At 61.4% G+C, this 25,553-nt stretch carries 22 protein-coding genes; 13 read left to right on the forward strand and 9 right to left on the reverse strand.

Translation table 11 applies throughout. The features are described from left to right. Positions 1 to 51 precede the first annotated feature (51 nt). From ACP7B3_RS12250 to ACP7B3_RS12285, 8 genes are all read right to left on the reverse strand, one after another. A complete protein-coding gene (locus ACP7B3_RS12250) occupies positions 52 to 1,974 on the reverse strand; it encodes a PrkA family serine protein kinase (RefSeq protein ID WP_003194732.1) in 1,923 nt (640 codons plus the stop codon). A gap of 285 nt (positions 1,975 to 2,259) precedes the next feature. Then, a complete protein-coding gene (glpE, locus tag ACP7B3_RS12255) occupies positions 2,260 to 2,589 on the reverse strand; it encodes a thiosulfate sulfurtransferase GlpE (RefSeq protein WP_106575523.1) in 330 nt (109 codons plus the stop codon). A gap of 9 nt (positions 2,590 to 2,598) precedes the next feature. After that, positions 2,599 to 3,447 (reverse strand): symmetrical bis(5'-nucleosyl)-tetraphosphatase, encoded by an 849-nt coding sequence (locus ACP7B3_RS12260; protein WP_426178900.1) that lies wholly within the window; start codon positions 3,445 to 3,447, stop codon positions 2,599 to 2,601. Continuing rightward, entirely contained in the window at positions 3,447 to 3,827 is a 381-nt protein-coding gene (gene apaG / locus ACP7B3_RS12265; protein WP_106575521.1) for a Co2+/Mg2+ efflux protein ApaG, read from the reverse strand. Before apaG ends, ACP7B3_RS12260 begins: the two co-directional genes overlap by 1 nt. A 231-nt stretch (positions 3,828 to 4,058) precedes the next feature. After that, the gene (gene rsmA, locus ACP7B3_RS12270; protein ID WP_145157458.1) at positions 4,059 to 4,871 is read right to left on the reverse strand and encodes a 16S rRNA (adenine(1518)-N(6)/adenine(1519)-N(6))-dimethyltransferase RsmA; all 813 of its coding nucleotides are present in this window, start codon (positions 4,869 to 4,871) and stop codon (positions 4,059 to 4,061) included. After that, positions 4,868 to 5,857 (reverse strand): 4-hydroxythreonine-4-phosphate dehydrogenase PdxA, encoded by a 990-nt coding sequence (gene pdxA, locus ACP7B3_RS12275; protein WP_404485429.1) that lies wholly within the window; start codon positions 5,855 to 5,857, stop codon positions 4,868 to 4,870. The genes rsmA and pdxA overlap by 4 nt, the downstream gene beginning before the upstream one ends. Further along, positions 5,854 to 7,194: a peptidylprolyl isomerase gene (locus tag ACP7B3_RS12280; protein ID WP_145157454.1), complete on the reverse strand. Its 1,341-nt coding sequence runs from the start codon at positions 7,192 to 7,194 to the stop codon at positions 5,854 to 5,856. Before ACP7B3_RS12280 ends, pdxA begins: the two co-directional genes overlap by 4 nt. Beyond that, complete coding sequence (locus tag ACP7B3_RS12285; protein ID WP_145157452.1) at positions 7,169 to 9,979, reverse strand: LPS-assembly protein LptD; 2,811 nt, start codon at positions 9,977 to 9,979, stop codon at positions 7,169 to 7,171. The genes ACP7B3_RS12280 and ACP7B3_RS12285 overlap by 26 nt, the downstream gene beginning before the upstream one ends. Before the next feature lie 130 nt (positions 9,980 to 10,109). Between ACP7B3_RS12285 and ACP7B3_RS12290 the strand changes: the two genes are divergently transcribed. Genes ACP7B3_RS12290 through ACP7B3_RS12300 form a run of 3 tightly spaced genes read left to right on the forward strand, consistent with a single transcriptional unit; the run spans position 10,110 to position 12,575 of the window. After that, the gene (locus ACP7B3_RS12290) at positions 10,110 to 11,135 is read left to right on the forward strand and encodes an aminoglycoside phosphotransferase family protein (protein WP_404485423.1); all 1,026 of its coding nucleotides are present in this window, start codon (positions 10,110 to 10,112) and stop codon (positions 11,133 to 11,135) included. Next, a complete protein-coding gene (gene murU / locus ACP7B3_RS12295) occupies positions 11,132 to 11,806 on the forward strand; it encodes an N-acetylmuramate alpha-1-phosphate uridylyltransferase MurU (RefSeq protein ID WP_369302034.1) in 675 nt (224 codons plus the stop codon). The genes ACP7B3_RS12290 and murU overlap by 4 nt, the downstream gene beginning before the upstream one ends. Before the next feature lies 1 nt (position 11,807). Next, positions 11,808 to 12,575 (forward strand): TerB family tellurite resistance protein, encoded by a 768-nt coding sequence (locus tag ACP7B3_RS12300; protein ID WP_145157446.1) that lies wholly within the window; start codon positions 11,808 to 11,810, stop codon positions 12,573 to 12,575. A 56-nt stretch (positions 12,576 to 12,631) separates the two neighbouring features. Here ACP7B3_RS12300 and ACP7B3_RS12305 read toward each other — a convergent pair whose 3' ends face one another. Further along, complete coding sequence (locus ACP7B3_RS12305) at positions 12,632 to 13,606, reverse strand: alpha/beta hydrolase family protein (protein WP_426178904.1); 975 nt, start codon at positions 13,604 to 13,606, stop codon at positions 12,632 to 12,634. A gap of 77 nt (positions 13,607 to 13,683) precedes the next feature. Between ACP7B3_RS12305 and ACP7B3_RS12310 the strand changes: the two genes are divergently transcribed. The 10 genes from ACP7B3_RS12310 to trpE all read left to right on the forward strand — a co-directional run bounded on the left by ACP7B3_RS12310 (position 13,684) and on the right by trpE (position 25,518). Further along, on the forward strand, positions 13,684 to 15,678 hold the full coding sequence (locus ACP7B3_RS12310) for an ATP-binding protein (RefSeq protein WP_426178906.1): 1,995 nt from the start codon (positions 13,684 to 13,686) through the stop codon (positions 15,676 to 15,678). Between the two features lie 18 nt (positions 15,679 to 15,696). Beyond that, on the forward strand, positions 15,697 to 16,326 hold the full coding sequence (locus ACP7B3_RS12315; RefSeq protein ID WP_106575511.1) for a response regulator: 630 nt from the start codon (positions 15,697 to 15,699) through the stop codon (positions 16,324 to 16,326). A gap of 229 nt (positions 16,327 to 16,555) precedes the next feature. Further along, a complete protein-coding gene (locus ACP7B3_RS12320; RefSeq protein ID WP_145157440.1) occupies positions 16,556 to 17,668 on the forward strand; it encodes an ABC transporter ATP-binding protein in 1,113 nt (370 codons plus the stop codon). A 43-nt stretch (positions 17,669 to 17,711) separates the two neighbouring features. Beyond that, positions 17,712 to 18,752, forward strand: coding sequence for an ABC transporter substrate-binding protein (locus ACP7B3_RS12325; protein WP_145157438.1), 1,041 nt, complete (start codon positions 17,712 to 17,714; stop codon positions 18,750 to 18,752). A gap of 213 nt (positions 18,753 to 18,965) precedes the next feature. Further along, positions 18,966 to 20,213: an ABC transporter permease gene (locus ACP7B3_RS12330; protein WP_426178909.1), complete on the forward strand. Its 1,248-nt coding sequence runs from the start codon at positions 18,966 to 18,968 to the stop codon at positions 20,211 to 20,213. 12 nt (positions 20,214 to 20,225) lie between these two features. Beyond that, positions 20,226 to 21,050, forward strand: a complete 825-nt coding sequence (locus ACP7B3_RS12335; protein ID WP_028618151.1) for an ABC transporter permease — start codon at positions 20,226 to 20,228, stop codon at positions 21,048 to 21,050. A gap of 195 nt (positions 21,051 to 21,245) precedes the next feature. Next, a complete protein-coding gene (locus ACP7B3_RS12340) occupies positions 21,246 to 22,394 on the forward strand; it encodes an iron-containing alcohol dehydrogenase (protein ID WP_242201934.1) in 1,149 nt (382 codons plus the stop codon). Positions 22,395 to 22,478: 84 nt separating this feature from the next. Then, entirely contained in the window at positions 22,479 to 23,153 is a 675-nt protein-coding gene (gene rpe / locus ACP7B3_RS12345; protein ID WP_003194703.1) for a ribulose-phosphate 3-epimerase, read from the forward strand. Beyond that, entirely contained in the window at positions 23,150 to 23,968 is an 819-nt protein-coding gene (locus ACP7B3_RS12350) for a phosphoglycolate phosphatase (protein ID WP_426178912.1), read from the forward strand. Before rpe ends, ACP7B3_RS12350 begins: the two co-directional genes overlap by 4 nt. 68 nt (positions 23,969 to 24,036) lie before the next feature. Next, positions 24,037 to 25,518 carry an anthranilate synthase component I gene (trpE, locus tag ACP7B3_RS12355; RefSeq protein WP_426178914.1) on the forward strand — a complete coding sequence of 494 codons (1,482 nt, stop codon included), beginning with the start codon at positions 24,037 to 24,039 and terminating at the stop codon, positions 25,516 to 25,518. The last annotated feature ends 35 nt before the right edge of the window (positions 25,519 to 25,553 follow it).

Here is a 25,553-nt window from a genome sequence, read left to right on the forward strand (position 1 = left end):
AAGCGGTCAGCTGCCAGGCCAAAGGCCCGGCAGTACACGCCCGTCGCTGCCTTACTGTGATTTACGAACCCGCAGGTACCACTCGGAGAGCAGCCGTACCTGTTTGTCGGTGTAGCCACGCTCGACCATTCGAGTGACGAAGTCGTTGTGTTTTTGCTGGTCCTCCTTGCTGGCCTTGGCGTTGAAGCTGATGACCGGCAGCAGATCCTCGGTGTTCGAGAACATTTTCTTCTCGATGACCACCCGCAGCTTCTCGTAGCTGAGCCAGGTTGGGTTCTTGCCGTTGTTGTTGGCGCGGGCGCGCAACACGAAGTTGACGATTTCGTTACGGAAATCCTTCGGATTGCTGATGCCGGCGGGTTTTTCGATCTTCTCCAGCTCCTCGTTGAGGGCCACACGGTTGAGGATTTCGCCGGTTTCCGGATCGCGGTATTCCTGGTCCTGAATCCAGAAGTCCGCATACAGCACGTAGCGGTCGAAGATGTTCTGGCCGTACTCGCTGTAGGACTCCAGGTAAGCGGTCTGGATTTCCTTGCCGATGAACTCGATGTAACGCGGCGCCAGGTATTCCTTGAGGAAGCGCAGGTAGCGTTCACGGGTTTCGGCCTGGAATTGCTCCTGTTCGATCTGCTGTTCCAGCACGTACAGCAGGTGCACCGGGTTGGCGGCGATTTCGTGCGGGTCGAAGTTGAAGACCTTGGACAGGATCTTGAAGGCGAAACGAGTGGAAAGGCCGTTCATGCCTTCATCCACGCCCGCGGTGTCGCGGTATTCCTGGATCGACTTGGCCTTGGGATCGGTGTCCTTGAGGTTTTCGCCGTCGTACACGCGCATCTTCGAATAGATATTCGAGTTCTCGGGTTCCTTGAGGCGCGACAGCACGGTGAACTGGGCGAGCATCTTCAAGGTATCGGGCGCGCAATGGGCCTTGGCCAGCGAGCTGTTGAACAACAGCTTGTCGTAGATCTTGATCTCATCGCTGACGCGCAGGCAGTAGGGCACCTTGACGATGTAGATCCGGTCGATGAAGGCTTCGTTGTTCTTGTTGTTGCGGAAGGTGTGCCATTCCGATTCGTTGGAGTGGGCCAGCAGGATCCCGGTGAACGGAATCGCGCCCAGGCCTTCGGTACTGTTGTAGTTGCCTTCCTGGGTGGCGGTCAGCAGTGGGTGCAGCACCTTGATCGGCGCCTTGAACATCTCCACGAATTCCATCAGGCCCTGGTTGGCCCGGCACAGCGCGCCCGAGTAGCTGTAGGCGTCGGCGTCGTTCTGCGGGAATTCCTCGAGTTTGCGGATATCGACCTTACCCACCAGCGCCGAGATGTCCTGATTGTTCTCATCGCCCGGTTCGGTTTTTGCCACGCCGATCTGGTTGAGGATCGACGGGTAGAGTTTCACCACGCGGAACTGGCTGATGTCACCGCCAAACTCGGCCAGGCGCTTGGTGGCCCAGGGCGACATGATGGTGTTGAGGTAGCGCCGTGGAATGCCGAAGTCTTCTTCGAGGATCGCGCCATCTTCCGTGGCGTTGAACAGGCCCAAAGGCGACTCGAACACCGGCGAGCCCTTGATCGCGTAGAAGGGCACCTTCTCGATCAGCTGTTTGAGCTTTTCAGCCAGAGACGATTTACCGCCGCCGACGGGGCCGAGCAGGTAGAGGATTTGTTTCTTCTCTTCCAGGCCTTGGGCGGCGTGGCGGAAGTAGGAGACGATCTGGTCGATGCATTCTTCCATGCCGTGGAAGTCTTCAAAGGCCGGATAGCGGCGGATCACCTTGTTGGAAAATATTCGCGACAGGCGCGAATTATTCGCGGTTTCCACCAACTCAGGCTCACCAATCGCCAATAGCAGACGTTCGGCGGCAGACGCGTAGGTACTGCGGTCCTGTTTGCACAGCTCGAGATACTCTTGCAGCGTGAGTTCTTCCTGCTGTGTGGACGCGAAGCGTTGTTGGAAGTGGCTAAAGATACTCATGACGTCGTCACCTCGCTCGATACGTGGAGCCGACGCCGGGTCAATCAGTCGATGCTGGCAGTCATTGGTGATCAACCAATGGCCGTTTTCCCCCCAAACACCCTGAAACGCTACCGATGACCCGCACGCCGGTGTACCGGCTCTCCCCTGATTCGGATGGCCTGCGCTTAAGGATAGTTCGGAATCCGGGAGGTCAAGGCGGGATACGCAATTAGTTTGGCTGCGCCGTTCGTCAGAAACGGCGCGAGCCCAAGCGTCACGCGGGGTAGCGGGGTGTGAAAAAAATTATTGCGAATCGCCTGAGGCAATTTCTGCAGGATAGGTCGCACGCCACAGCTCAAAGCCGCCGTCCAGGCTATACACGTCAGAGAAGCCCTGGCTGATCAGGTAGGCGGCCGCGCTCTGGCTGGAGTTGCCGTGGTAACAGGCGACGATCACCGGCGCGTCGAGGTCGGCGGCACGGATGAAGTCGGCAATGTTGGTGTTATCCAAATGCTGCGCACCGCTGATATGCGCGGCGGCATACGTCGGCTGATCGCGGATGTCGACCACCACCGCGCCTTGCTCGCGCAGCGCCTGGGCTTGTTCGGGAGGGATACGTTTGAATTCGCTCATGGCGGGCTCCTATGGCTTGGCGGCCGGCTGTTTCACAGAAAGGGGGGATTCGCACTGGCAGCTCAGGCGCTCGCCGGTGTCGATGTTCATCAGGGTCATGGCGCCGCCCCACACGCAGCCGGTGTCGAGGGCGAACACGCTGGGTTCATCACATTTGCCTTCAAGGGCCGCCCAGTGGCCGAAGATGATCTTCGTGTCACGGGTCTTGCGCTCCTTGTGGGCGAACCAGGGTTTGTAGCCGGGCAGGGCGGTGTCGGCGCCTTCCTTGCTCTTGAGGTCCAGCTTGCCTTCGGCGGTGCAGAAGCGCATGCGGGTGAAGTAGTTGGTGATCACGCGCAGGCGGGCCACGCCGGTAAGGTCGTTGTCCCACTTGACCGGCTCATTGCCGTACATGCCGTCGAGAAAGGCGGTGTAAAGGTTGTCATCGGCCAGGGCGCTCTCAACTTCGGCGGCGCACTTGAGGGCTTTTTTCACCGTCCACTGGGGCGGGATGCCCGCATGGACCAAAGCCATGTTGCGGCCTTCGTCGTAATGCATGAGCTTTTGCCGACGCAGCCACTCCAGCAGCTCGGTACGATCCGGCGCTTCGAGGATCTCGCGCAGCGTGTCGCCCTTTTTCAAACGCTCGATGTTATTGCCGGCCGCCAGCAGGTGCAGGTCGTGGTTGCCCAGTACGCATACCAGCGAATCACGCAGGCTATATAAGTAGCGCAGGGTTTGCAGGGATTCGGGCCCGCGATTGACCAGGTCACCCACCAACCACAGGCGGTCGCTCGCCGGGTTGAACGCAACTCGCTCCAGCAGGCACTTGAGGGGTTCCAGGCAGCCTTGCAGGTCGCCGACCGCGTACGTCGTCATCAGTGCAGGGCTCCCGGCACGGCGAGGCGGAAGGGCGCGATGACAGCGTCGAACAGTTTGCCGTCAGTGGCTTTCATCTGATAAGTGCCCTGCATGGTGCCGACTTTGGAGGTCATCACCGTGCCACTGCTATACGTATGGCTGGCGCCAATGTCGATCAACGGCTGCTGGCCAACCACGCCGGCGCCGCGCACTTCCTCGACCTGGCCGTCACCGTCGGTGATCACCCAATGGCGCGACAGCAGCTTGGCCGGCACCTGCCCGTTGTTCTTCACCGTGATGGTGTAGGCAAAGGCGAAACGGTTGTGTTCGGGTTGCGATTGGTCCGCCAGGAAGCGGGTGACGACGCTGACGTCGATCTGGTAGCGAGGATCGGACATGCAAGAGGCCTTAAAAGCAAAAGCGGAGGACAGCAGATGCGGATCAGTCTAGGCCATGAGGAGGGCACTAGGCCAGACATGTGTCGGGCAGCCGGCAAGCGTTATCGGTATAACGCTGAGCAAATGTGGGAGCGGGCTTGCCCGCGAATGCGCAGTGTCAGTCACTGAATGTGTAACTGATGCACCGCCATCGCGGGCAAGCCCGCTCCCACATTTGTATCGAATTACAGCTTATTCCACGGTCGGCGCGGGCTGGATCGCAAGCTGATCAGCCAGGCGCACAAACGCGGCCAGGTCCAGTTGCTCGGGGCGCAGGCTGCCATCGACGCCGGCGGCTTCGATTTCGGCGTTGCTGAGCAGTGCCTTGAGCGTGTTGCGCAGGGTTTTGCGGCGTTGGTTGAACGCCTCGCGTACCACGCGCTCCAGCAGTTTGTGATCCTTGGCCGGGTGCGGCAGCACGGCGTGAGGCACCAGGCGCACAATGGCCGAGTCGACCTTCGGCGGCGGGTTGAACGCGCCAGGGCCGACATTGAACAGGTGCTCAACGCGGCAATGGTACTGAACCATGATCGACAGACGGCCCCAATCACCACCGCCAGGGCCGGCCGCCAAACGCTCAACCACTTCTTTTTGCAGCATGAAGTGCATGTCGCGGATGATCCCTGCGTTGTTCAGCAGGTGAAAAATCAGCGGCGTGGAGATGTTGTACGGCAGGTTGCCCACTACCCGCAGGCTGTTGGGCGCGGCGTTAAGGCTGTTGAAGTCGAACTTCAGCGCGTCGCCCTGGTGCAGATTGAAATTGGGTTTGTCAGCAAACTGCTGGTTGAGGATCGGGATCAAGTCCTTGTCCAGCTCCACCACGTCCAGTTGCCCGCCACTGGCCAACAGGCCTTGGGTCAAGGCGCCCTGGCCCGGGCCGATTTCCAGCAGGCGGTCCTCCGGCTTGGCGTGGATGGAGCGCAGGATGCGGTCGATTACGCCAGCGTCGTGCAGGAAGTTTTGCCCGAAGCGCTTGCGCGCCCGGTGTTGATAATGCTCAGTCATATACGGGTCTCGGCCATCTGATAGGCGGTTTCCAGGGCCACGTGCAGGCTGCCGGTATCGATCTTGCCGCTGCCCGCCAGGTCCAGGGCAGTGCCATGGTCGACGGAGGTACGGATGATCGGCAGGCCCAGTGTCACGTTGACTGCGGCGCCGAAGCCTTTGTATTTCAGCACGGGCAGCCCCTGGTCATGGTACATCGCCAGCACTGCGTCGCAGTGCTCCAGATACTTGGGGGTAAACAGAGTGTCTGCAGGCAGCGGGCCACGCAGGTCCATGCCTTCTTGGCGCAGACGCTCTAATGTCGGTTCGATGATGTCGATTTCTTCATGGCCCAAATGGCCGCCTTCACCGGCGTGCGGGTTGAGCCCACAGACCAGGATGCGCGGTTGGGCAATGCCGAATTTCTGTTGCAGGTCGGCGTGCAGGATGCGCGTGACGCGCTCCAGGCGCTCGGCGGTGATCGCGTCGGCGATATCACGCAACGGCAAATGCGTCGTCACCAGTGCAACGCGCAGGCCGCGTGTGGCCAGCATCATCACCACTTGAGCGGTATGGGTCAGCTCGGCGAGGAATTCGGTGTGGCCGGAAAAGGCGATACCGGATTCGTTGATCACGCCTTTGTGTACCGGCGCGGTGATCATGCCGGCGAAGTCGCCGTCGATGCAGCCTTGACCGGCGCGCGTCAGGGTTTCCAGTACAAAGGCCGCATTGGCCTTGTTCAGTTGCCCGGCAACCACCTTGGCTGCAAGCGGCGTGTCCCAAACGTACAGGCTGCCCGCAGGTGCCGGTAGGTCGGGCCAGTTGCCCGGCGACACGTCCAGCAGATTGACAGCCACACCCAGCTGCGCGGCCCGCTCAAGGAGCAGGTCGCGGCTGGTAATGGCTATCAGGGGGTGTGGCTGAGGGTGCGAGGCGAGCAGCAGGCACAGGTCAGGACCAATGCCGGCCGGCTCGCCGGGTGTTACCGCGAAACGCTGGGGTTTCACTGTGCTGCCTGGTCGGTGCCTGTTTGCTCGGCGCCTGGCAGCTTGTTTTCCACGTAGGCTTCGTCACGGATCTGACGCAACCAGGTTTGCAGCTCTTCATCGTATTTGCGGTTACGCAACACGGTCAGTGCTTGCTGCTCGCGGGCCTGCGTGGTGTTGTCAGTGGCGCGACGGCCAAGGACTTCCAGTACATGCCAGCCATATTGGGTCTTGAACGGCTTGGACAGAACGCCTTGCGGGGTCTTGGCCATCACGTCCTGGAACTCAGGCACCAGCGCTTTCGGGTCGATCCAGTTCAGGTCGCCACCGTTGAGGGCCGAACCCGGGTCTTCCGAGAAGCTCTTGGCCAATGTGGCGAAGTCTTCACCGCCTTCGATGCGGTCATAGATCTTCTGGGCCAGTTCCTTGGTTTGCGCTTCGGTGCGGATCTCGCTTGGTTTGACCAGGATGTGACGAACATGCACTTCGTCTTTCAGCGAGGTCTCGCCGCCGCGCTTGCCGAGCAACTTGAGGATGATAAAGCCGCCTGGCGTACGTGCTGGCTGGGTAATGTCACCCACGTTCATCGCGCTCAGCTCACGGTCGAACGGAGGTGGCAGTTGAGCAGCTTTACGCCAGCCCATGTCACCACCGTCCAGAGCGTTGTCACTGCCGGACACGGCAATCGCCGTCTGGGCAAAGTCAGCGCCGGCTTTCAAGCGGTCATAAACAGCCTGGGTTTTTGCGGCTGCAGCATTGAGCTGTTCGGCGTTGGCGCTGTCTGGCGTCGGGATCAGGATGTTGGCCAGGTGCAGTTCTTCGGAGAGCTGCATCTTGCCCAAGTCCGATGCCAGGAAGTTTTTCACTTCCTGCTCGGACACCTGCACCCGCTCGGCCACACGGCGCTGACGCACACGGCTGATGATCATTTCACGGCGGATCTGGTCACGGGCGTCCTCATAGGACAAACCGTCGTGAGCCAGCGCCGCACGGAACTGGTCAACGCTCATGTTGTTGCGTTGAGCGATAGTACCGACCGCCTGGTTCAGCTCTTCGTCCGAAATACGGATGCCGGAACGATCGCCGATCTGCAGTTGCAGGTTTTCGACAATCAGGCGCTCCAGAACCTGCGGGTCCAGCACGCTGGTAGGCGGTACGCCGCCGCCACGCTTGGCGATGGTTTGCTGAACTTCCTTGACCCGTTGGTCGAGTTGGCTCTGCATGATCACGTCGTTATCGACGATGGCCACAACCTTGTCCAGCGGTTGGACCGCAGCGTGTACCGAAGCGGTCCCCAGGAACAGTGCGCCCAGTACTAGCGGGCGCAGACAATCAGAAAGCTTGGTCTTCACGTTCACGATAACCTTCAATGCCTTTGTCGAGGAAGCTCTCTACCTTGGCGCCGGTCAGGCCGCCGAGTCCTTTAAGGACGATCTGGAAGAAGAGCCCGTGGTCACCCTTTTCGTTCAGCGGGGCGATCTGGCTGTATTCGTCGTTGGAAACCCAGTAACGGTTGATGACGCGCAGTTTCCAGCAGCAGTTGTCGTACTCGAAACCACCGAATGCTTCCAGGGTACGGTTGCGTGCATAGTCATACTGCCAGCGGGTGATCAGGTTCCACTGAGGAATGATCGGCCACATCATCGAGAAATCGTGTTGCTGGATTTTGTAGTAATCCTTCACGAAGTTTGGTGAACCTTCGGTGCCGTAGTCGCCACCGAACTGGTATTTGCCAGTCAACTGGTTATAAACCACCTGGTCGTTACGATAGCGGTAACCAACGTTGATAACCTTGTTAGGGTTGTCTTCCGGCTGGTAATGGAACATTGCGCTGCCGGAACGAGGACTGTGGCTTTCGGTATCCCAGTTATAGTCGGCGGTGGCGCGCCAATCGCGGTTGAAGCGGAACTCGTAGTCCAGTGCAATTGGCGAAACATTGGATTGTGCATCTGCGCGCTGGCTTGCCAGGATACCCGGCAGTTGGACTTCACGATCCTTGAAGTACACCGCTTGCCCAATCGCAACACGTTGACGTTCGAAGCCGTTTTCTTCGATCCAGCGGCTGGTTACGCCCAGCGACAGCTTGTTCTCGTCGCCAATCCGGTCGGTACCGCTGAAGCGGTTGTCGCGGAACAGCGAGGCGTAGCTGAACGAGTACTCGCTGGAATCGAATACCGGAATATCGCTCTGGTCCTTGTTTGGCACATAGAGATAGAAGGCTCGCGGTTCCAGGGTCTGGCGATAGTCTTTACCGAACCAGTTGGTGTTGCGGTCGAAGTACAGACCGCTATCAATACTGGCGATTGGAATTGCACGGTCTTGGGAGCTTTTGAATTCTCCACCCGCATAAGGGTCAGCTGCAGTAGCTGCCGCCTGTTGAGCGACGATCTGGTTCTTACCCGTGCTGTCCAAGTCAAGATCGTACTTGGTGTAGACGTACTTGAGCTTCGGCGTAACAAAACCGTAGGTCCAATTCATCGGGTATTCAACAGCCGGCGCAACGTTCAGACGAGTACCGTTTGCACGGGTCAGGCCGGTGACGTAGGTATCCAGACGTGGCGAGACGAAGCCGTTCTCGTCGGTAAAGTTTCCGCTATCGAGGCTGCGTTCGAATCGAACAGCTTCAGTCTCGTAGGTAAAGTTCAGCCCGGCCGGGTGGTACGGCAGAGACCCGTTGAAGGTGATCTGCGGCAACCGGTTATACGGGGTGATCTGAGAGATCGTCGCCAGCTGGTAGGCCTGAAGGTTCAGGCGCGCCTGGAAATCGTCGCCACGATAAGCCACGGAACCCTGCTGGTTGACGTAGTCTCGCGGCTGAACACCTTCTTGGTAGGTCTTCAGATCCTGGAAGAAGTAAGGGTCGCTGATGTTGGTGTAGTCGACCTGCGTCGCTATACGTGAATCCAGACCGCCCTTGTGCTGCCAGTTGACCATGTAACGGTCTTTTTCGTAGTCGCTCTGACCTTTACGCTCGTCGCTGTCGTCATTCAGGTACGCGCCGCCGAACTGACCTTCGCTGGACTTGGTGAGGTAGCGGAATTCGCCTTCCACCATCATGCCGCGCTTGGTCATGTACTGCGGATACAACGTGGCATCGTAGTTCGGTGCCAGGTTGAAGTAGTACGGCGTAACCAGAGTAAAGCCGGTTTCGCTGCCGGTGCTGAAGCTTGGCGGCAGGAAGCCGGATTGACGACGGTCGTCGATCGGGAAGTAGATATACGGGGTGTACAGGATCGGAATGTTCTTGACCCGCAACGTCGCGTTGGTCGCCGTACCGAAACCGGTGGCCGGGTTCAACGTGATGTTGTTGCCTTTGAGCTGCCAGGCGTTGCTGTCCGGCTCGCAGGTGGTGTACGTGCCGTCCTTGAGACGGATGATCGCGTTCTCGGCACGCTTGGCGTACAGCGCGTTACCGCGGATACGCGACTTGTGCAGCACGTATTCGGCGTTGTCGATCTGGGCGGCGCCGGTGTCGAGCTGGACCTGGGCATGGTCACCCACGATCAGGGCGCCGTTGTCGCGCAGACGCACGTCGCCGTTCAGCTCGCCACGGTTCTCGGCCTGATACAGGCTGGCTTCCTGAGCCTCCAGCTGCATGCTGCCCTGACGCATGACAACGTCACCGGCCAGGGTCGCGACCTGTTGTTCCTGCTCGTAACGCGAGGCCTTGGCGCCGATGAAGGTCGGCGCATCGCTCTTGTTCGTCTTGTCGTTCATGCCAGGACGAACCGGTTCGATGTACGCACCGGAGCAATAAGGACCGGTTTCAGCCAGTTGGGCTGCGGTCAGCTTCTCGCGAGGCACCCAGTCCAGGTGGCTGTAGTCGGCGCTGCGCGAACGCAGGCCACGGCCCTTGGCTTCGGTGACCAGAGCGGTCTTCGGTTCGGCCTCGGCGCTGCCGCCAGCATTGGCTTGCGCCGTGCTGCCGGCCGAGCTGACGGCTGCGCCGTCATGCACCGGGCGTGGTGGCAACGGGGCTGCGGCGGTTTTTGGCGCGCAATCCCAGGCACCCGAAGCAGAGACTGAGCAGTCATACTGTTCCGCGGCGACCACGAATGAGGTGGCGAAAGGTTGCATGGCCAGCAGACTGCCGGTTACCAGCAACGGAAATTTTCTACGAAACGCGGGGGATTTCAATGCCATCTTATTAGTCCGGGCTTCCTGCGTGCCATCTGCCCGCGGTGTGGGCCGCACGCCTCTCGATGGTCTGAAAAAGATGCGTGATAATAAAGCATGACCCGCTTGACGGCTAGCGCCGTCGGAGACCCTTGTAATGCCCGAGCAAGATCTACGTTTACAACAGCTGAAAGTCTGGCTGGATGAGCAGTTGCCGATCCTTTTCAACGCTCAGGACTGGGGCGCCGTACCCCCGGCCACATTGACCGCGGCCAGCAGCGACGCGAGTTTCAGGCGTTACTTCCGGTGGGAAGGCGGTGGGCAAAGTTTCGTCGTTATGGACGCGCCACCCCCCCAGGAAAACTGCAAACCTTTCGTCGATATCGCTGATTTGCTGGCGAAATCAGGAATAAATGTGCCAAAAATTTATGCAGAAGATTTGCCGCGCGGCTTTCTTTTGCTCAATGACCTGGGCAAAAAAACCTATCTGGACGTGATTGACGAGCAAAACGCCGATCAATTGTTCACCGATGCCATCGACGCGTTGCTGGCTTTTCAGCAATTGCCGATGGACGCGCCGCTGCCCAGCTATGACGTCGCCTTGTTGCGCCGAGAGCTGGAACTGTTTCCGGAATGGTACGTTCGCCGGCACTTGGGTATCGAGTTGGATACCCAGCAACAGGCCTTGTGGCAGCGCGTCAGCGATCATTTGATCGACAGCGCCCTGGCCCAGCCTAAAGTGCTGGTGCACCGCGACTATATGCCGCGCAACCTGATGATCAGCGAACCGAACCCCGGTGTGCTGGATTTCCAGGACGCCGTCTACGGCCCGGTCACCTACGACATCACGTGCCTGTTCAAGGATGCCTTCCTCAGCTGGCCGAAAGCGCGCGTACGCGCGTGGCAACGGGGCTATTGGGAACGTGCCGGGCAACTGGGCATTCCCGTGCAGGCCGATTTCGAAGAATTCCAGCGTGCCAGTGACTTGATGGGCGTGCAGCGTCACCTCAAGGTGATCGGTATTTTCGCGCGTATCTGCCATCGCGACGGCAAGCCACGCTACCTGGCGGACGTACCGCGCTTCTTTGCTTATATAGAAGCGGTGCTGGCAGACCGTCCTGAGCTGGGCGAGTTGGGCGAACTGCTCGCCAGCCTGCGCCAACCTGTCGAGGCGAGCGTATGAAAGCCATGATCCTGGCGGCCGGCAAGGGTGAGCGCATGCGCCCACTGACCTTGCACACGCCCAAACCCCTGGTGCAGGCGGGCGGCAAGCGGCTGATCGAGTATCACCTTGAGGCGCTGGCCAAGGCCGGCTTCAGCGAAATCGTGATCAACCATGCGTGGCTCGGCCAGCAGATCGAAAGCTACTTGGGCGATGGTGCGCAGTTTGGCCTGCGCATCCAGTATTCGGCCGAAGGCGAGCCGCTGGAAACCGGCGGCGGGATTTTCCAGGCATTGCCGTTGCTGGGGGACGAGCCCTTCCTGGTGGTCAATGGCGATATCTGGACCGACTACGACTTCACCCAATTGCGCCGGCCACTACAGGGCCTGGCGCATCTGGTGATGGTGGATAACCCGGCGCATCACCCCACCGGCGGCGATTTCTACCTGGATCAAGGGTTGCTTCATGATGCGGCGCCCGGTGCCGATAACCTGACCTTCAGTGGCATTTCAGTGCTCGACCCTCAATTGTTCGCGGGTTGCAGTGCCGGTGCCTTCAAGCTGGCGCCGCTGCTGCGGGCGGCCATGGCCAACGGTCTGGTAACGGGGGAACACATGACGGGACGTTGGATTGATGTCGGCACGCTGGAGCGTCTGGCGCAGGTTGAAACCTTGCTGACTGCGGGGCAATAAGATGTTGTGGCCAGGGACACTGATCGGTGCCGGGGCTGGCTTTGCCATTGCCAGTATTCCGGGGGCCTTGTTGGGGGCATTGCTGGGGCAGGCGCTGGATCGCCGCCTTCAGCTGCAAAGTTGGGCGCAACTGCGCGAGCGGCTGGGCGGGCGCCCGGCGTTGCGCAATGACGAACTGCTGTTCGTGCTGTTGGGGCGCCTGGCCAAGAGCAATGGCCGCGTGGTGGATGGGCATATCCAGCAGGCGCGCCAGGAGATGCGTGCGCTGGACATGACCGAGTCGGCCCAGCGCCGGGCGATCAGCGCGTTCAATCGGGGCAAGTCCGGTTCCGACCGGGTGCGCAATTACCTGCGCGTGCTCAAGGCCCAGCCCCATGCCGCAGAGGGTTTACTGCGCGCCTGTTGGCGCATGGCCTGGGCGGACGGCAAGGCGGATAACGCCGAGCGCGACTTGATCGACCTGTGGGGCAAATGGCTCGGCTGGACGCCGCAACAGTTGCAGGCGCTGGCTGCCGATTACGTGCAGGAGCGCAAGCCGTTGGCCAATCGCGCGGGTGCCTATCAGGATGCGATGCGGATTCTGGGGGTCACCTCCACCAGCGAGCCGAGTGTGATCAAACGCGCCTATCGTCGCCTGCTCAGTCGCCACCACCCGGACAAGATTGCCGGCACTGGCGCCAGCGCCGCACAGGTGCGCGAAGCGACCGAGCGAACCCGTGAGCTGCATAACGCCTATGCGTTGATTCGCGAGCGCCGGGATTTTCGCTAGCCAGCACAAATCCTGAGTTGCCAACTCCCACAGTTGATTGGGTTATCAGATCAAGGTTACTCAGCCGCAGTCTGCGGGCTCAACCACCCGCGGATCCGCCGATACAACTGCTCCTGCTCAGCCGAACTGTTGCCGGGCAAGGTCTTGAGTGACACCTGTTTATAGCCGTCATTCTTCCCGCGCTTGGCGGCCTGGACGCGTGCCAGTGCGTTTTTGCGCGCCTGGGCGTCGTCCTGATAGAAAACATCCGCCGTCGGCACCTTCAGCGCCGGGGCCAGTTGTTGCAGGTCTGGCTGCCTGGCCGCCGGCGTCTTGCCTGCCACCATCACCAACTTTTGCACCTGGGCCGGTTGTTTCTCGCTCAGGTAACGCGCCGCCCACCAGGCGCCCGTGCCATGGCCAAGCAGCACCACGCTGCGCGCGCTCTGGGTCTGGGCAAAGGCAACGGCGGCATCGATACGGTCGAAAATGCGTTTGGCGTCGGTCTTGTCTTGTTCATCGGCGCCCGGCACTACCGCAGGATCAGTGCCTTCGGCTTCGGCGCTGGCGGCTTGTTCGATGGGTTTGGCCGCGGTGCTGCCGTCTTTGCTGCTGGTATCGACGGCGGCCTTGGGCGATTCCAGGACGCGCGGCGGCAAGGTGTCGACGTTCACGTCCGGCAGTGACAGGCTCAGCGTGCCCCAGTTGGCGTCGGGTAATTTGCGCCGCAACGGTGCGATTGCTTGCGGCCAGTCAGCGCTTTCCCCGGCGCCCGGCACGATAATCACCACGCCTTCGGGCTCGGCGCTGTTGGCCGGCTTCCACAGGGCCAGGAATGAATCGCTGCCGGCCTGCAATTGTTGCTGTTCCTGTTGCGGCACTTGACGTTCCAGGGCGCTGGCTTCTTCCTGGCTGCGCTCGGGCAGGGGTTGGCGTTCAACCGGTTTTTCGGCGGCGGGTGCAGGCGCGTCGGCGGCCTGAACAGAAAAGGCGCTGGTAAATAGCAGCGACAGGCACAATGCTGGCAGTGCCGAACGGTGGATAAAGGGCATCGTTAATTCCCGGCCAGAAGTGATTCCAGCAGCCTAATGGGTTGGTCAGTATTTGTCAGTGATGTGAGACGTGGATCATGGGTTTTCGCTGTCTGCTGGTTATCGGCGGTTTGTGCTTGGCCTTGATGGCGAACGCTGCGCCCGCGTCTGCCATACCGCAGGCGCCGCTCAATGCGCAGCAGCGTGAGTGGCTGGCCCAGCATCCGGAGCTGCGCGTGGGCCTGGTATTGCAGGCGCCTTACGCGCAATACGATCGGCGCCTGCAGCGTTTGTCCGGGGCCAATGTCGAGTTGATGCAGTGGCTGGCCAAGGCGCTGAACATCGAGCTGACCTGGCGCAACTTCCCCAGCCAGGAGCAATTGGACGCTGCGGTGCGCGACGGCGAGGTGGATATCGCCCCTGGCCTTCAGCAAACACCGGCCGGCTTGCGCCTGTGGTTATTCAGCGACCCTTATATGCGCGTGCCCCAGCATATCGTCGGCATCCGCGAAGGCGGCGGCGCGGTGGAGCTGGAAAAACTCGACGAGCGTTCCCGCGTTGCCGTACGCATGCCCAGCACGCTGGCTGATTACCTGCGCAGCAACTATCCCAACCTCAACCTGCAAGGCGTGCCCATGGAGCGCCAGGCCCTGCAATTACTGGTGAGCCAGCAGGCGCGTTATGCCGTGGTGGATGAGGCGCAATTGAGCCGTTTGTCCGGTGAGGCCGAGTTTGCCGGGCTGACGGTGGTCGGCGATATCGGCCTGCCGCAATTGCTGCGCGTGGCCACCCGCCGCGAATGGCCGGAACTGGCCGGCATCATGCAAAGCGCGTTGCGCGCGATACCGGCCCGCGACCTCGACCAATTGCACAGCCGCTGGCTGCAACCTAAATACCCGCAGCTGACGCAATCGCCGGGCCTGTGGCAAAACCTCAGCCTGCTGTTGGCGATGTTTTTGCTCGCCAGCCTCGCAGTGGTGTTCTGTCAACGCCGTCACCAGCGCGTGCTCGAACACAACTTGCTGGCTGCCCGTGAAGAGAGTGCCGCACGCGCTGCCGGCGCCGAAGCCTTGCGGCTGACGCAGTTCTCCATCGATCAAAGCACCGTTGGCATCCTGTGGGTCAATTGGGACAGCCACGTGCGTTACGCCAACCGCGCCGCCGAAACCATGTTGGGCTATGGGCCGGGCGCGCTGATCGAGCGACCGCTGATCGATCTCGACCCGACCCTGAACATGGACCGCTGGCTCAATGTGTGGAAGCGCGCGCGTGCCAGCGAAGAAGGCCCGCAAACCTTCGCGGCCAATTGCGTGCGCGCCGACGGCAGCATCCTGCCGGCCGACGTGTCGCTGAGTTTCCTGCGCTTTGCCGATGCCGAATACCTGGTGGTCTACCTGAATGACGTCACCGAGCGCCGCCGCTATGTGGCCGCCCTGCTGCAAAGCGAAACACAACTGCGCGAGCTGTCGGCCCACCTGGAAACCGTGCGCGAAGAAGAAAAGGCGCGCATCGCCCGTGAGGTGCACGACGAACTCGGGCAGATGCTCACGGTACTCAAGCTGGAAACCTCGATGTGCGAGCTGGCCTATGCCCAACTGGACCCAGGCCTGAACGAGCGCTTGAACAGCATGAAGCGCCTGATCGCCCAGCTGTTTCAGCTCGTGCGCGATGTGGCGACCGCGCTGCGCCCGCCGATTCTTGACGCCGGCATCGCCTCGGCCATCGAATGGCAAGCCCGGCGCTTCGAGGCCCGCACCCACATCCCCTGCCTGGTACAAGTCCCGGAAAACCTGCCGGCCCTGAGCGATGCAAAGGCCATCGGCCTGTTCCGCATCCTGCAGGAGGCGCTGACCAATGTGATGCGCCATGCCCAGGCGCATACTGTCGAGCTGACCTTGAGCGTGGAGGGCGCCGACCTGCGGCTGACCATCAGCGATGACGGCGTCGGGTTCGTCGAAACCCAGGGCCGCCCGGTGTCCTTTGGCGTCGTCGGCATGCGCGAGCGCGTATTGATGATGGGCGGGCAACTGAGCCTGCACAGCGAACCGGGGGAGGGCACCACCTTGAGCGTCACGGTGCCGTTGGATGCATAACCACAAGAGGAAGCCCCTGTGATTCGCGTATTGGTAGCCGAAGACCACACCATTGTCCGTGAAGGCATCAAGCAATTGATCGGCCTGGCCAAAGACCTGCTGGTGGTCGGCGAGGCCAGCAACGGCGAGCAATTGCTGGAGACCTTGCGCCATGTCGCGTGCGAGGTGGTGTTGCTGGATATCTCGATGCCCGGCGTGAATGGCCTGGAAGCGATCGCGCGCATCCGCGCGTTGCACAATCCGCCGGCGATTCTGGTGCTGTCGATGCACGATGAAGCACAGATGGCCGCCCGCGCCTTGAAGGTCGGCGCGGCCGGGTACGCCACCAAGGACAGCGACCCGGCGCTGCTGCTGACGGCGATTCGCAAGGTCGCGGCGGGCGGGCGTTACATCGACCCGGACCTGGCCGACCGCATGGTCTTTGAGGTCGGCCTTACCGACGCGCGGCCGCTGCATTCGCTGCTGTCGGAGCGTGAGTTCTCGGTGTTCGAGCGCCTGGCCCAGGGCGCCAACGTCAATGACATCGCCCAGCAACTGGCGCTGAGCAGCAAGACCATCAGCACGCACAAGGCGCGTTTGATGCAAAAGCTCAATATCACCTCGCTGGCCGAGCTGGTGAAATACGCCATGGAGCACAAACTTCTGTAAGCCCGGCAAACCGGCTCCAACAGAGGCGCGTGTCTGTTTACGACACGGGCTTTGCCGGCAGACGCTGATGATTGCCGCTGCACTGTTCTGTGCCCGCCATCCGTGTAGGGCAATCCCTACCCCGAACCTTCCATCCTGCTGATGCAAATCTCTCCTGGCCCCCGATTTCCGGGGCCTCGCGCCTGGACTACGCTTGTGCCACAGCCGTCCAAAACAAAAAGGTGTGGGTATGAGCGAGGTGGATTCAAATGATGTGCTGGTCAGCTTTCGTGGCGTGCAGAAGAGCTACGACGGCGAGAACCTGATCGTCAAAGACCTCAACCTGGAGATTCGCAAGGGCGAGTTCCTCACCCTGCTCGGGCCGTCCGGTTCGGGCAAGACCACCAGCCTGATGATGCTCGCCGGTTTCGAGACGCCCACCGCCGGGGAAATCCTGCTGGCCGGGCGCGCCATCAACCACGTGCCGCCGCACAAACGCGACATCGGCATGGTGTTCCAGAACTACGCGTTGTTCCCGCACATGACCGTCGCCGAGAACCTGGCGTTCCCGCTGTCGGTGCGTGGCCTGAGCAAGACTGACGTCAGCGAGCGGGTCAAGCGCGTGCTGAGCATGGTTCAGCTCGATGCCTTCGCCCAGCGTTACCCGGCGCAACTCTCCGGTGGCCAGCAACAGCGCGTGGCCTTGGCGCGAGCGCTGGTGTTCGAACCCCAGCTGGTGCTGATGGACGAACCCCTCGGCGCCCTCGACAAGCAACTGCGCGAACACATGCAGATGGAGATCAAGCACCTGCACCAGCGCCTGGGCGTCACCGTGGTGTACGTGACCCACGACCAGGGCGAAGCGCTGACCATGTCCGACCGCGTGGCGGTGTTTCACCAGGGCGAGATCCAGCAGATTGCCGCGCCGCGCACCTTGTACGAAGAACCGAAAAACACCTTCGTGGCCAACTTCATTGGCGAGAACAATCGCCTCAATGGCCGCCTGCACAGCCACACAGGCGAGCGTTGCGTGGTGGAGCTGGCGCGCGGTGAAAAGGTCGAGGCGCTGGCGGTGAATGTCGGCCAGCTCGGCGGTCCGGTGACGTTATCGGTACGCCCGGAGCGCGTCAGCCTCAATGGCTCCAGCGAGTCCTGCGTGAACCGCTTCTCCGGGCGCGTGGCGGAATTTATCTACCTGGGCGACCACGTGCGCGTGCGCCTGGAAGTCTGCGGCAAGACCGACTTTTTTGTGAAACAACCGATTGCCGAGCTGGACCCAGCCCTGGCGGTCGGCGACGTGGTACCGATTGGCTGGCAAGTCGAGCACGTTCGCGCACTCGACCCACTTCTAGAGGCGAATTAATCGCCCCATGGCTTCACCAACCCTGCACGTGGAGAGAACAACAATGTTGAGATCCCTTAAATATTCCGCCCTGGTCATCGGCTTGATGGGCGCGACACAGGCCATGGCAGGCCCGGACCTGACAGTCGTGTCCTTTGGTGGCGCGAACAAGGCGGCCCAGGTCAAAGCCTTTTACGCACCGTGGGAAAGCGCGGGCAACGGCAAGATCGTCGCCGGTGAGTACAACGGTGAAATGGCCAAGGTCAAGGCCATGGTCGACACCAAGAGCGTGTCCTGGGACCTGGTGGAAGTGGAATCGCCGGAACTGTCCCGTGGCTGCGACGAAGACATGTTCGAGCCGCTTGACCCGAAACTGTTCGGCAATGGCGCCGACTACGTGAAGGGCGCGATCCAGCCGTGCGGTGTGGGCTTCTTTGTGTGGTCCACGGTGCTGGCCTACAACGCCGACAAACTGGCCACCGCACCGACCAGTTGGGCGGATTTCTGGGACACCAAGAAATTCCCAGGCAAACGCGGCCTGCGCAAGGGCGCCAAGTACACCCTGGAATTCGCCTTGATGGCAGACGGCGTGGCGCCCAAAGACGTGTACAAAGTGCTGGCCGGTAAAGACGGCCAGGACCGCGCGTTCAAAAAGCTCGACGAGCTCAAGCCGTCGATCCAGTGGTGGGAAGCCGGCGCACAGCCGCCGCAGTACCTCGCCTCGGGTGACGTGGTGATGAGCTCGGCCTACAACGGCCGCATTGCTGCCGTGCAAAAAGAAAGCAACCTGAAAGTGGTGTGGAACGGCGGCATCTACGACTTCGATGCCTGGGCCATTCCCAAGGGCCTGGCCAAGGACCGCGCCGAAGCGGCGAAGAAGTTCATCGCCTTCTCGGTACAGCCGCAGCAGCAGAAGACCTACTCGGAAAACATTGCCTATGGCCCGGCCAACACCCAGGCCGTGCCGCTGCTGGCCAAGGACGTGCTGAAGGACATGCCGACCACGCCGGAAAACATCGCTAACCAGGTGCAGATCGACGTGAGCTTCTGGGCGGATAACGGCGAGCAGCTCGAGCAGCGCTTCAATTCGTGGGCGGCCAAGTAACGGCCTTCAGTCGAGCCTGTTCCCTGTGGCGAGCGGGCTTGTCCCGCGTTGGGCCGCGCAGCGGCCCCATTGAATTCACCGAGTTCGTTCAGCCAGAACGCGGCGGTTGGTTTGGGGCTGCTCTGCAGCCCAACGCGGGGCAAGCCCGCTCGCCACAGCGTAGGCCCAGGCCACATAGGTTTGTGGTCATTTTTCAGTATTCCGGAGTCAGCCATGGCCATCGCCGTTCCCTCCAACGAGGTCAACAGCCCCACCCTCAAGCAGCGCCTGGCGCGTGCCGAGCGGCTTAACCGCTGGAAGGCCCAGGCCCTGATTGCGCCGCTGGTGCTGTTTTTGCTGCTGGTGTTTCTGGTGCCGATTGTTGCGCTGCTTTACAAAAGCGTCGGCAACCCGGAAGTGGTGGGCGGTTTGCCGCGTACCGTGGTGGCGGTCAAGACCTGGGACGGTCGTGGCCTGCCAGGTGAGCCGGTCTACCAGGCGCTCAGCGAAGACCTGGGCGAAGCGCGCAAAAACCAGACCTTGGGCGATCTGTCCAAACGCTTGAACATGGAACTGGCCGGCTACCGTAGCCTGCTGACCAAAACCGCGCGGGCGCTGCCGTTTACCGAAGCGCCCGGCTCTTATAAAGAAGCGCTGGAAAGCCTCGACGAACGCTGGGGCGATCCGGCGTACTGGCAGGCGATCCGGCGCAACACCAGCAGCCTCACGCTTTACTACCTGCTGGCGGCGGTCGATCACCGCATCGACGACCTCGGCGAAGTGGCCCCGGCCACGCCTGATCAGGCGATCTACCTGGACATCTTTGCCCGCACGTTCTGGATGGGCCTGGTGATCACCTTCGTCTGCCTGCTGCTGGCGTATCCATTGGCTTACCTGCTGGCCAATCTGCCGGCCCGCAAAAGCAACCTGCTGATGATCCTGGTGCTGCTGCCGTTCTGGACCTCGATTCTGGTGCGGGTGGCGGCGTGGATCGTGTTGCTGCAGTCCGGCGGCCTGATCAACAGCGCACTGATGGGCATGGGCCTGATCGATCAGCCTCTGGAGTTGGTGTTCAACCGCACCGGGGTCTACATCTCGATGGTGCACATCCTGTTGCCGTTCATGATTCTGCCGATCTACAGCGTGATGAAAGGTATCTCGCCCACCTACATGCGCGCGGCGATTTCCCTGGGCTGCCACCCGTTCGCCAGCTTCTGGCGCGTGTACTTCCCGCAGACCTACGCCGGGGTGGGCGCCGGTTGCCTGCTGGTGTTCATCCTGGCGATTGGTTACTACATCACCCCGGCGCTGCTCGGCAGCCCGAACGACCAGATGGTCAGCTACTTCGTCGCGTTCTACACCAACACCAGCATCAACTGGGGCATGGCCACGGCCTTGGGCGGCTTGCTGCTGCTGGCGACTGTGGTGCTGTACCTGATCTATAACCGGTTGGTGGGCGCCAGTCGCCTGCGCCTGAGCTGAGGAGACCTTGCGATGCTGAGCCCTTATATGTCACCGGTGGAGCGGGTGTGGTTCTACAGTTTGCGGATCCTGTGCGGCTTGATCCTGCTGTTTTTGATTTTGCCGGTACTGGTGATTATCCCGCTGTCGTTCAACAGCGGCAGTTTCCTGGTGTACCCGCTGCAAGGCTTCTCGCTGCACTGGTATCAGGATTTCTTCGCCTCGGCCGAATGGATGCGCGCGCTGAAGAACAGCATCATCGTCGCCCCGGCCGCCACGGTGTTGGCCATGGTTTTCGGCACCCTGGCGGCGATTGGCCTGACGCGCGGCAACTTCCCCGGCAAGGCGCTGGTGATGGCCCTGGTGATTTCGCCGATGGTGGTGCCGGTGGTGATTATCGGTGTGGCCAGTTACTTGTTCTTTGCGCCGTTGGGGCTGGGCAACAGCTTCTTCTCGTTGATCGTGGTGCACGCGGTGCTGGGTGTGCCGTTTGTGATCATCACCGTGTCGGCGACGTTGCAGGGCTTCAACCATAACCTGGTGCGGGCGGCAGCCAGCCTGGGCGCTTCGCCGCTGACCGCGTTCCGCCGGGTGACCTTGCCGCTGATCGCGCCGGGGGTGATATCGGGGGCGCTGTTTGCCTTTTCCACCTCGTTTGATGAAGTGGTGGTGACGCTGTTTCTCGCCGGCCCCGAGCAAGCGACCCTGCCTCGGCAGATGTTCAGCGGCATCCGCGAAAACCTCAGCCCGACGATTGCGGCGGCGGCCACGCTGCTGATTGCCTTTTCGGTGCTGTTGTTGCTGACGCTTGAATGGCTGCGCGGCCGCAGCGAGAAACTGCGCACCGCCCAAGTGTAACGGTCGGAACCGGATCAACTGTGGGAGCTGGCTTGCCTGCGATAGCATCACCTCGGTTTGCCTGTGACACCGAGTCCCCGCATCGCAGGCAAACCAGCTCCCACATTGATCGTGCCATTCAGTGGGTGAATAGTTCACAACCGAAAATCCCCAGCTACTCTTGTGCCAGCCCATCATTAATAAGAGGCCGCGCACATGAGTACTTCCTCATTCAAGATCGCCCACAAACTGCTGACCGGCGCTGGCGCCATCGAACAGCTGGCCTTTGAACTCACGCGCCTGGATGTGGATAACCCGCTGATTGTCACCGACGCTGCGCTGGTCAAATCCGGCACCGTGGCGCTGGCGCTTGAACACTTGGGCGAGCGTACCTATGAAATTTTCGACCGCGTGCTGCCCGACCCGGAAATCGCCATCGTCGAAGACTGCATGCGCGTGTACCGCGAAGGCGGGCATGACGGCTTGATCGGCGTGGGCGGCGGCAGTGCCATCGACATTGCCAAGAGCGTCGCGGCCTACGCCGGTTACCACGGCGCGCTGGCGGATTTGTTCGGCGTCGACCAAGTGCCGCGCAAGGGCCCGCCGCTGATCGCGATCCCGACCACGGCCGGCACCGGCTCGGAGGTGACCAATGTGGCGATCCTCTCCGACAAGGCTGCACAGCTGAAAAAGGGCATCGTCAGCGATTACCTGCTGCCGGACGTCGCGCTGATCAGCCCGCAAATGACCCTTACGTGCCCGCGCAGTGTCACCGCCGCCAGTGGCGTGGATGCGTTGGTGCATGCCATCGAATCCTACCTGTCGCTGAATGCCTCGCCGATCACCGACGCCCTGGCGATTGGCGCGATCAAGCTGATCGCCAACGCGCTGCCCAAAGCCTACGCCAACCCGGCCAATCTGCAGGCCCGCGACGACATGGCCACCGCCAGCCTGATGGCCGGCATGGCGTTCGGCAATGCCGGCGTCGGCGCGGTGCATGCCTTGGCGTACCCGCTGGGCGGGCGTTTCAATATCGCCCACGGCGTGAGCAATGCGCTGTTGCTGCCCTATGTGATGCACTGGAACAAGCTGGCGTGTGTGGAGCGCATGCAGGACATTGCCCAGGCCATGGGCGTGAATGTCAGCGGCTTGAGTGTCAACGACGCCGCCGACCAGGCCGTCGAGGCGATGACGCGACTGTGCGCCGCAGTGGAGATCCCGGCAGGCCTGCGCAGCTTCGGGGTGCCCGAGGACGCGATCCCCGCCATGGCCACGGAAGCGGCGGGTATTGAACGCCTGATGCGCAACAACCCGCGCAAGCTCAGCGCGGCGGATATCGAGAAAATCTACCGGGCTGCGTATTAACCGTTGAGTTAGGTCACGGTGCGCGCAGCAAAGCATGAGGTATACAATGCGCGCCATCGTGATTTAGCTCAAAAAAGGTGCGTCATGCAGCCCTTCGTTATCGCTCCATCGATTCTCTCCGCCGATTTCGCCCGCCTGGGTGAAGAAGTGGATAAGGTGTTGGCCGCCGGCGCCGACTTCGTGCACTTCGATGTCATGGACAATCACTACGTGCCCAACCTGACCATCGGCCCGATGGTCTGCGCGGCGCTGCGCAAGTACGGCATCACCGCGCCCATCGATGCGCACCTGATGGTCAGCCCGGTGGACCGTATTGTCGGTGACTTCATCGAGGCCGGCGCGACCTACATCACCTTCCACCCGGAAGCCACGCTGCACGTCGATCGCACCCTGCAACTGATCCGCGAAGGCGGCTGCAAGGCAGGCCTGGTGTTCAACCCGGCCACTCCGCTGAGCGTGCTTGAGTACGTGATGGACAAGGTCGACATGGTCTTGCTGATGAGCGTCAACCCAGGCTTTGGCGGGCAGAAATTCATCCCCGGCACCCTGAACAAACTGCGTGAAGCCCGTGCGCTGATCGATGCGTCGGGCCGTGACATCCGCCTGGAAATCGACGGTGGGGTCAACGTCAACAATATCCGTGAAATCGCCGCCGCCGGCGCCGACACCTTTGTGGCCGGCTCGGCGATCTTCAATGCCCCGGACTACCAGGCCGTCATCGACAAGATGCGTGCCGAGCTGGCGCTGGCGCGTCCATGAGCGGCTTTGAGCAGCTGTTCCCCGGCAAACTGCCACGGCTGGTGATGTTCGATCTGGACGGTACGTTGATCGATTCGGTGCCGGACCTGGCAACGGCGGTGGACCAGATGCTGCTCAAGCTGGGGCGCAAGCCTGCAGGGATCGAGTCGGTACGCATGTGGGTCGGCAACGGCGCGCAGATGCTGGTGCGCCGGGCCTTGGCCAACAACATCGATGCCGAAGGTGTCGATGAAGTGGAGGCCGAACACGCCCTGGAATTGTTCAACGCGGCCTATGAAAACGGCCACGAGCTGACCGTGGTTTACCCCGGCGTACGCGACACGCTCAAGTGGCTGCACAAGCAGGGCGTGGAAATGGCCCTGATCACCAACAAGCCGGAGCGTTTTGTCGCGCCGCTGCTGGATCACATGAAGATTGGCCGTTACTTCCGCTGGATCATCGGTGGCGATACGTTGCCGCAGAAGAAACCCGACCCGGCGGCGCTGTTCTTCGTGATGAAAATGGCCAATATCCCGGCCTCCCAGTCGTTGTTTGTCGGTCACTCGCGCAGTGATGTGCTGGCCGCCAAAGCCGCGGGCGTACAGTGTGTGGCGCTCAGTTATGGCTATAACCATGGCCGACCGATTGCCGAAGAAGCGCCGGCGCTGGTGATTGATGACCTGCGGCTGCTAATCCCCGGTTGCTTGGGAGCGGGCGCTGAGATAACGTTGCCCGACATCGAACCAACCCCTTCTGGAAACGCCATCGTGGTGGTCACTCGCAAACTCTGGATGAAAGTCATCAAGGCCCTGGCCCGCTGGCGTTGGCGCGCCTGACTGATCCTGGCCGCGCTGCGGCACGTTTGCACACCTGACCGTTTGACCCTCAAGCCACGAGGCACCTCATGATCCGCGAAGAATTCCTGCGTTTGGCCGCTGCCGGCTATAACCGTATCCCGTTGGCCTGCGAAACCCTGGCCGACTTCGATACGCCGCTGTCGATCTACCTGAAACTGGCCGACGAGCCCAACTCCTACCTGTTGGAATCGGTACAGGGCGGCGAGAAGTGGGGGCGTTACTCGATCATCGGCCTGCCGTGCCGCACCGTGCTGCGGGTGCACGACCATCATGTGAGCATCACGCTCGATGGCGTCGAGATCGAAAGCCACGACGTTGAAGACCCGCTCGCCTTCGTCGAAGCCTTCAAGGCGCGCTACAACGTGCCGACCATCGCTGGCTTGCCGCGCTTCAACGGCGGCCTGGTGGGCTACTTCGGCTACGACTGCGTGCGCTACGTGGAAAAACGCCTGGGCAAATGCCCGAACCCGGACCCGCTGGGCGTGCCGGACATTCTGCTGATGGTCTCCGACGCGGTGGTGGTGTTCGACAACCTCGCCGGCAAAATGCACGCGATTGTGCTGGCGGATCCTTCCCAGGCCGACGCCTTCGAGCAAGGCCAGGCCAGCCTTGAAGCGCTGCTGGAAAAACTGCGCCAGCCGATCACTCCGCGCCGTGGCCTGGACCTCAGCCGTCCACCGGCTGCCGACCCGGTGTTCCGCTCCAGCTTTACCCAGGATGACTACGAGCGCGCGGTGGATACCATCAAGGAATACATCCTCGCCGGTGACTGCATGCAGGTGGTGCCGTCGCAACGCATGTCCATCGACTTCACGGCCGCACCGATTGACCTGTACCGCGCGCTACGTTGCTTCAACCCGACGCCGTACATGTACTTCTTCAACTTCGGCGACTTCCACGTGGTGGGCAGTTCGCCGGAAGTGCTGGTGCGCGTCGAAGACAACCTGATCACCGTGCGCCCGATTGCCGGCACACGCCCACGCGGCGCGACCGAAGAGGCCGACCTGGCGCTGGAAGAAGACCTGCTGAGCGACGACAAGGAGATCGCCGAGCACTTGATGCTCATCGACCTGGGCCGCAATGACACCGGCCGCGTCTCGGAAATCGGCTCGGTGAAGCTCACCGAGAAGATGGTCATCGAGCGCTATTCCAACGTGATGCACATTGTCTCCAACGTGACCGGCGAGCTGAAGGAAGGCTTAACCGCCATGGACGCGCTGCGCGCGATTCTGCCGGCGGGCACCTTGTCGGGCGCGCCGAAGATTCGCGCGATGGAAATCATCGACGAACTGGAGCCAGTCAAGCGTGGTGTGTACGGCGGCGCCGTGGGGTATTTCGCCTGGAACGGCAACATGGACACCGCGATTGCGATTCGTACGGCGGTGATCAAGGATGGCGAACTGCACGTGCAGGCCGGTGGCGGAATTGTGGCTGACTCGGTGCCGGCGCTGGAATGGGAAGAGACTTTGAACAAGCGCCGCGCGATGTTCCGTGCGGTGGCGTTGGCCGAGCAAACTCCGCAAAACTAAAACCAGATAGAGATCCAACTGTGGGAGCTGGCTTG

Source organism: Pseudomonas sp. TWRC1-2 (assembly GCF_049896685.1).
Classification (GTDB): domain Bacteria; phylum Pseudomonadota; class Gammaproteobacteria; order Pseudomonadales; family Pseudomonadaceae; genus Aquipseudomonas.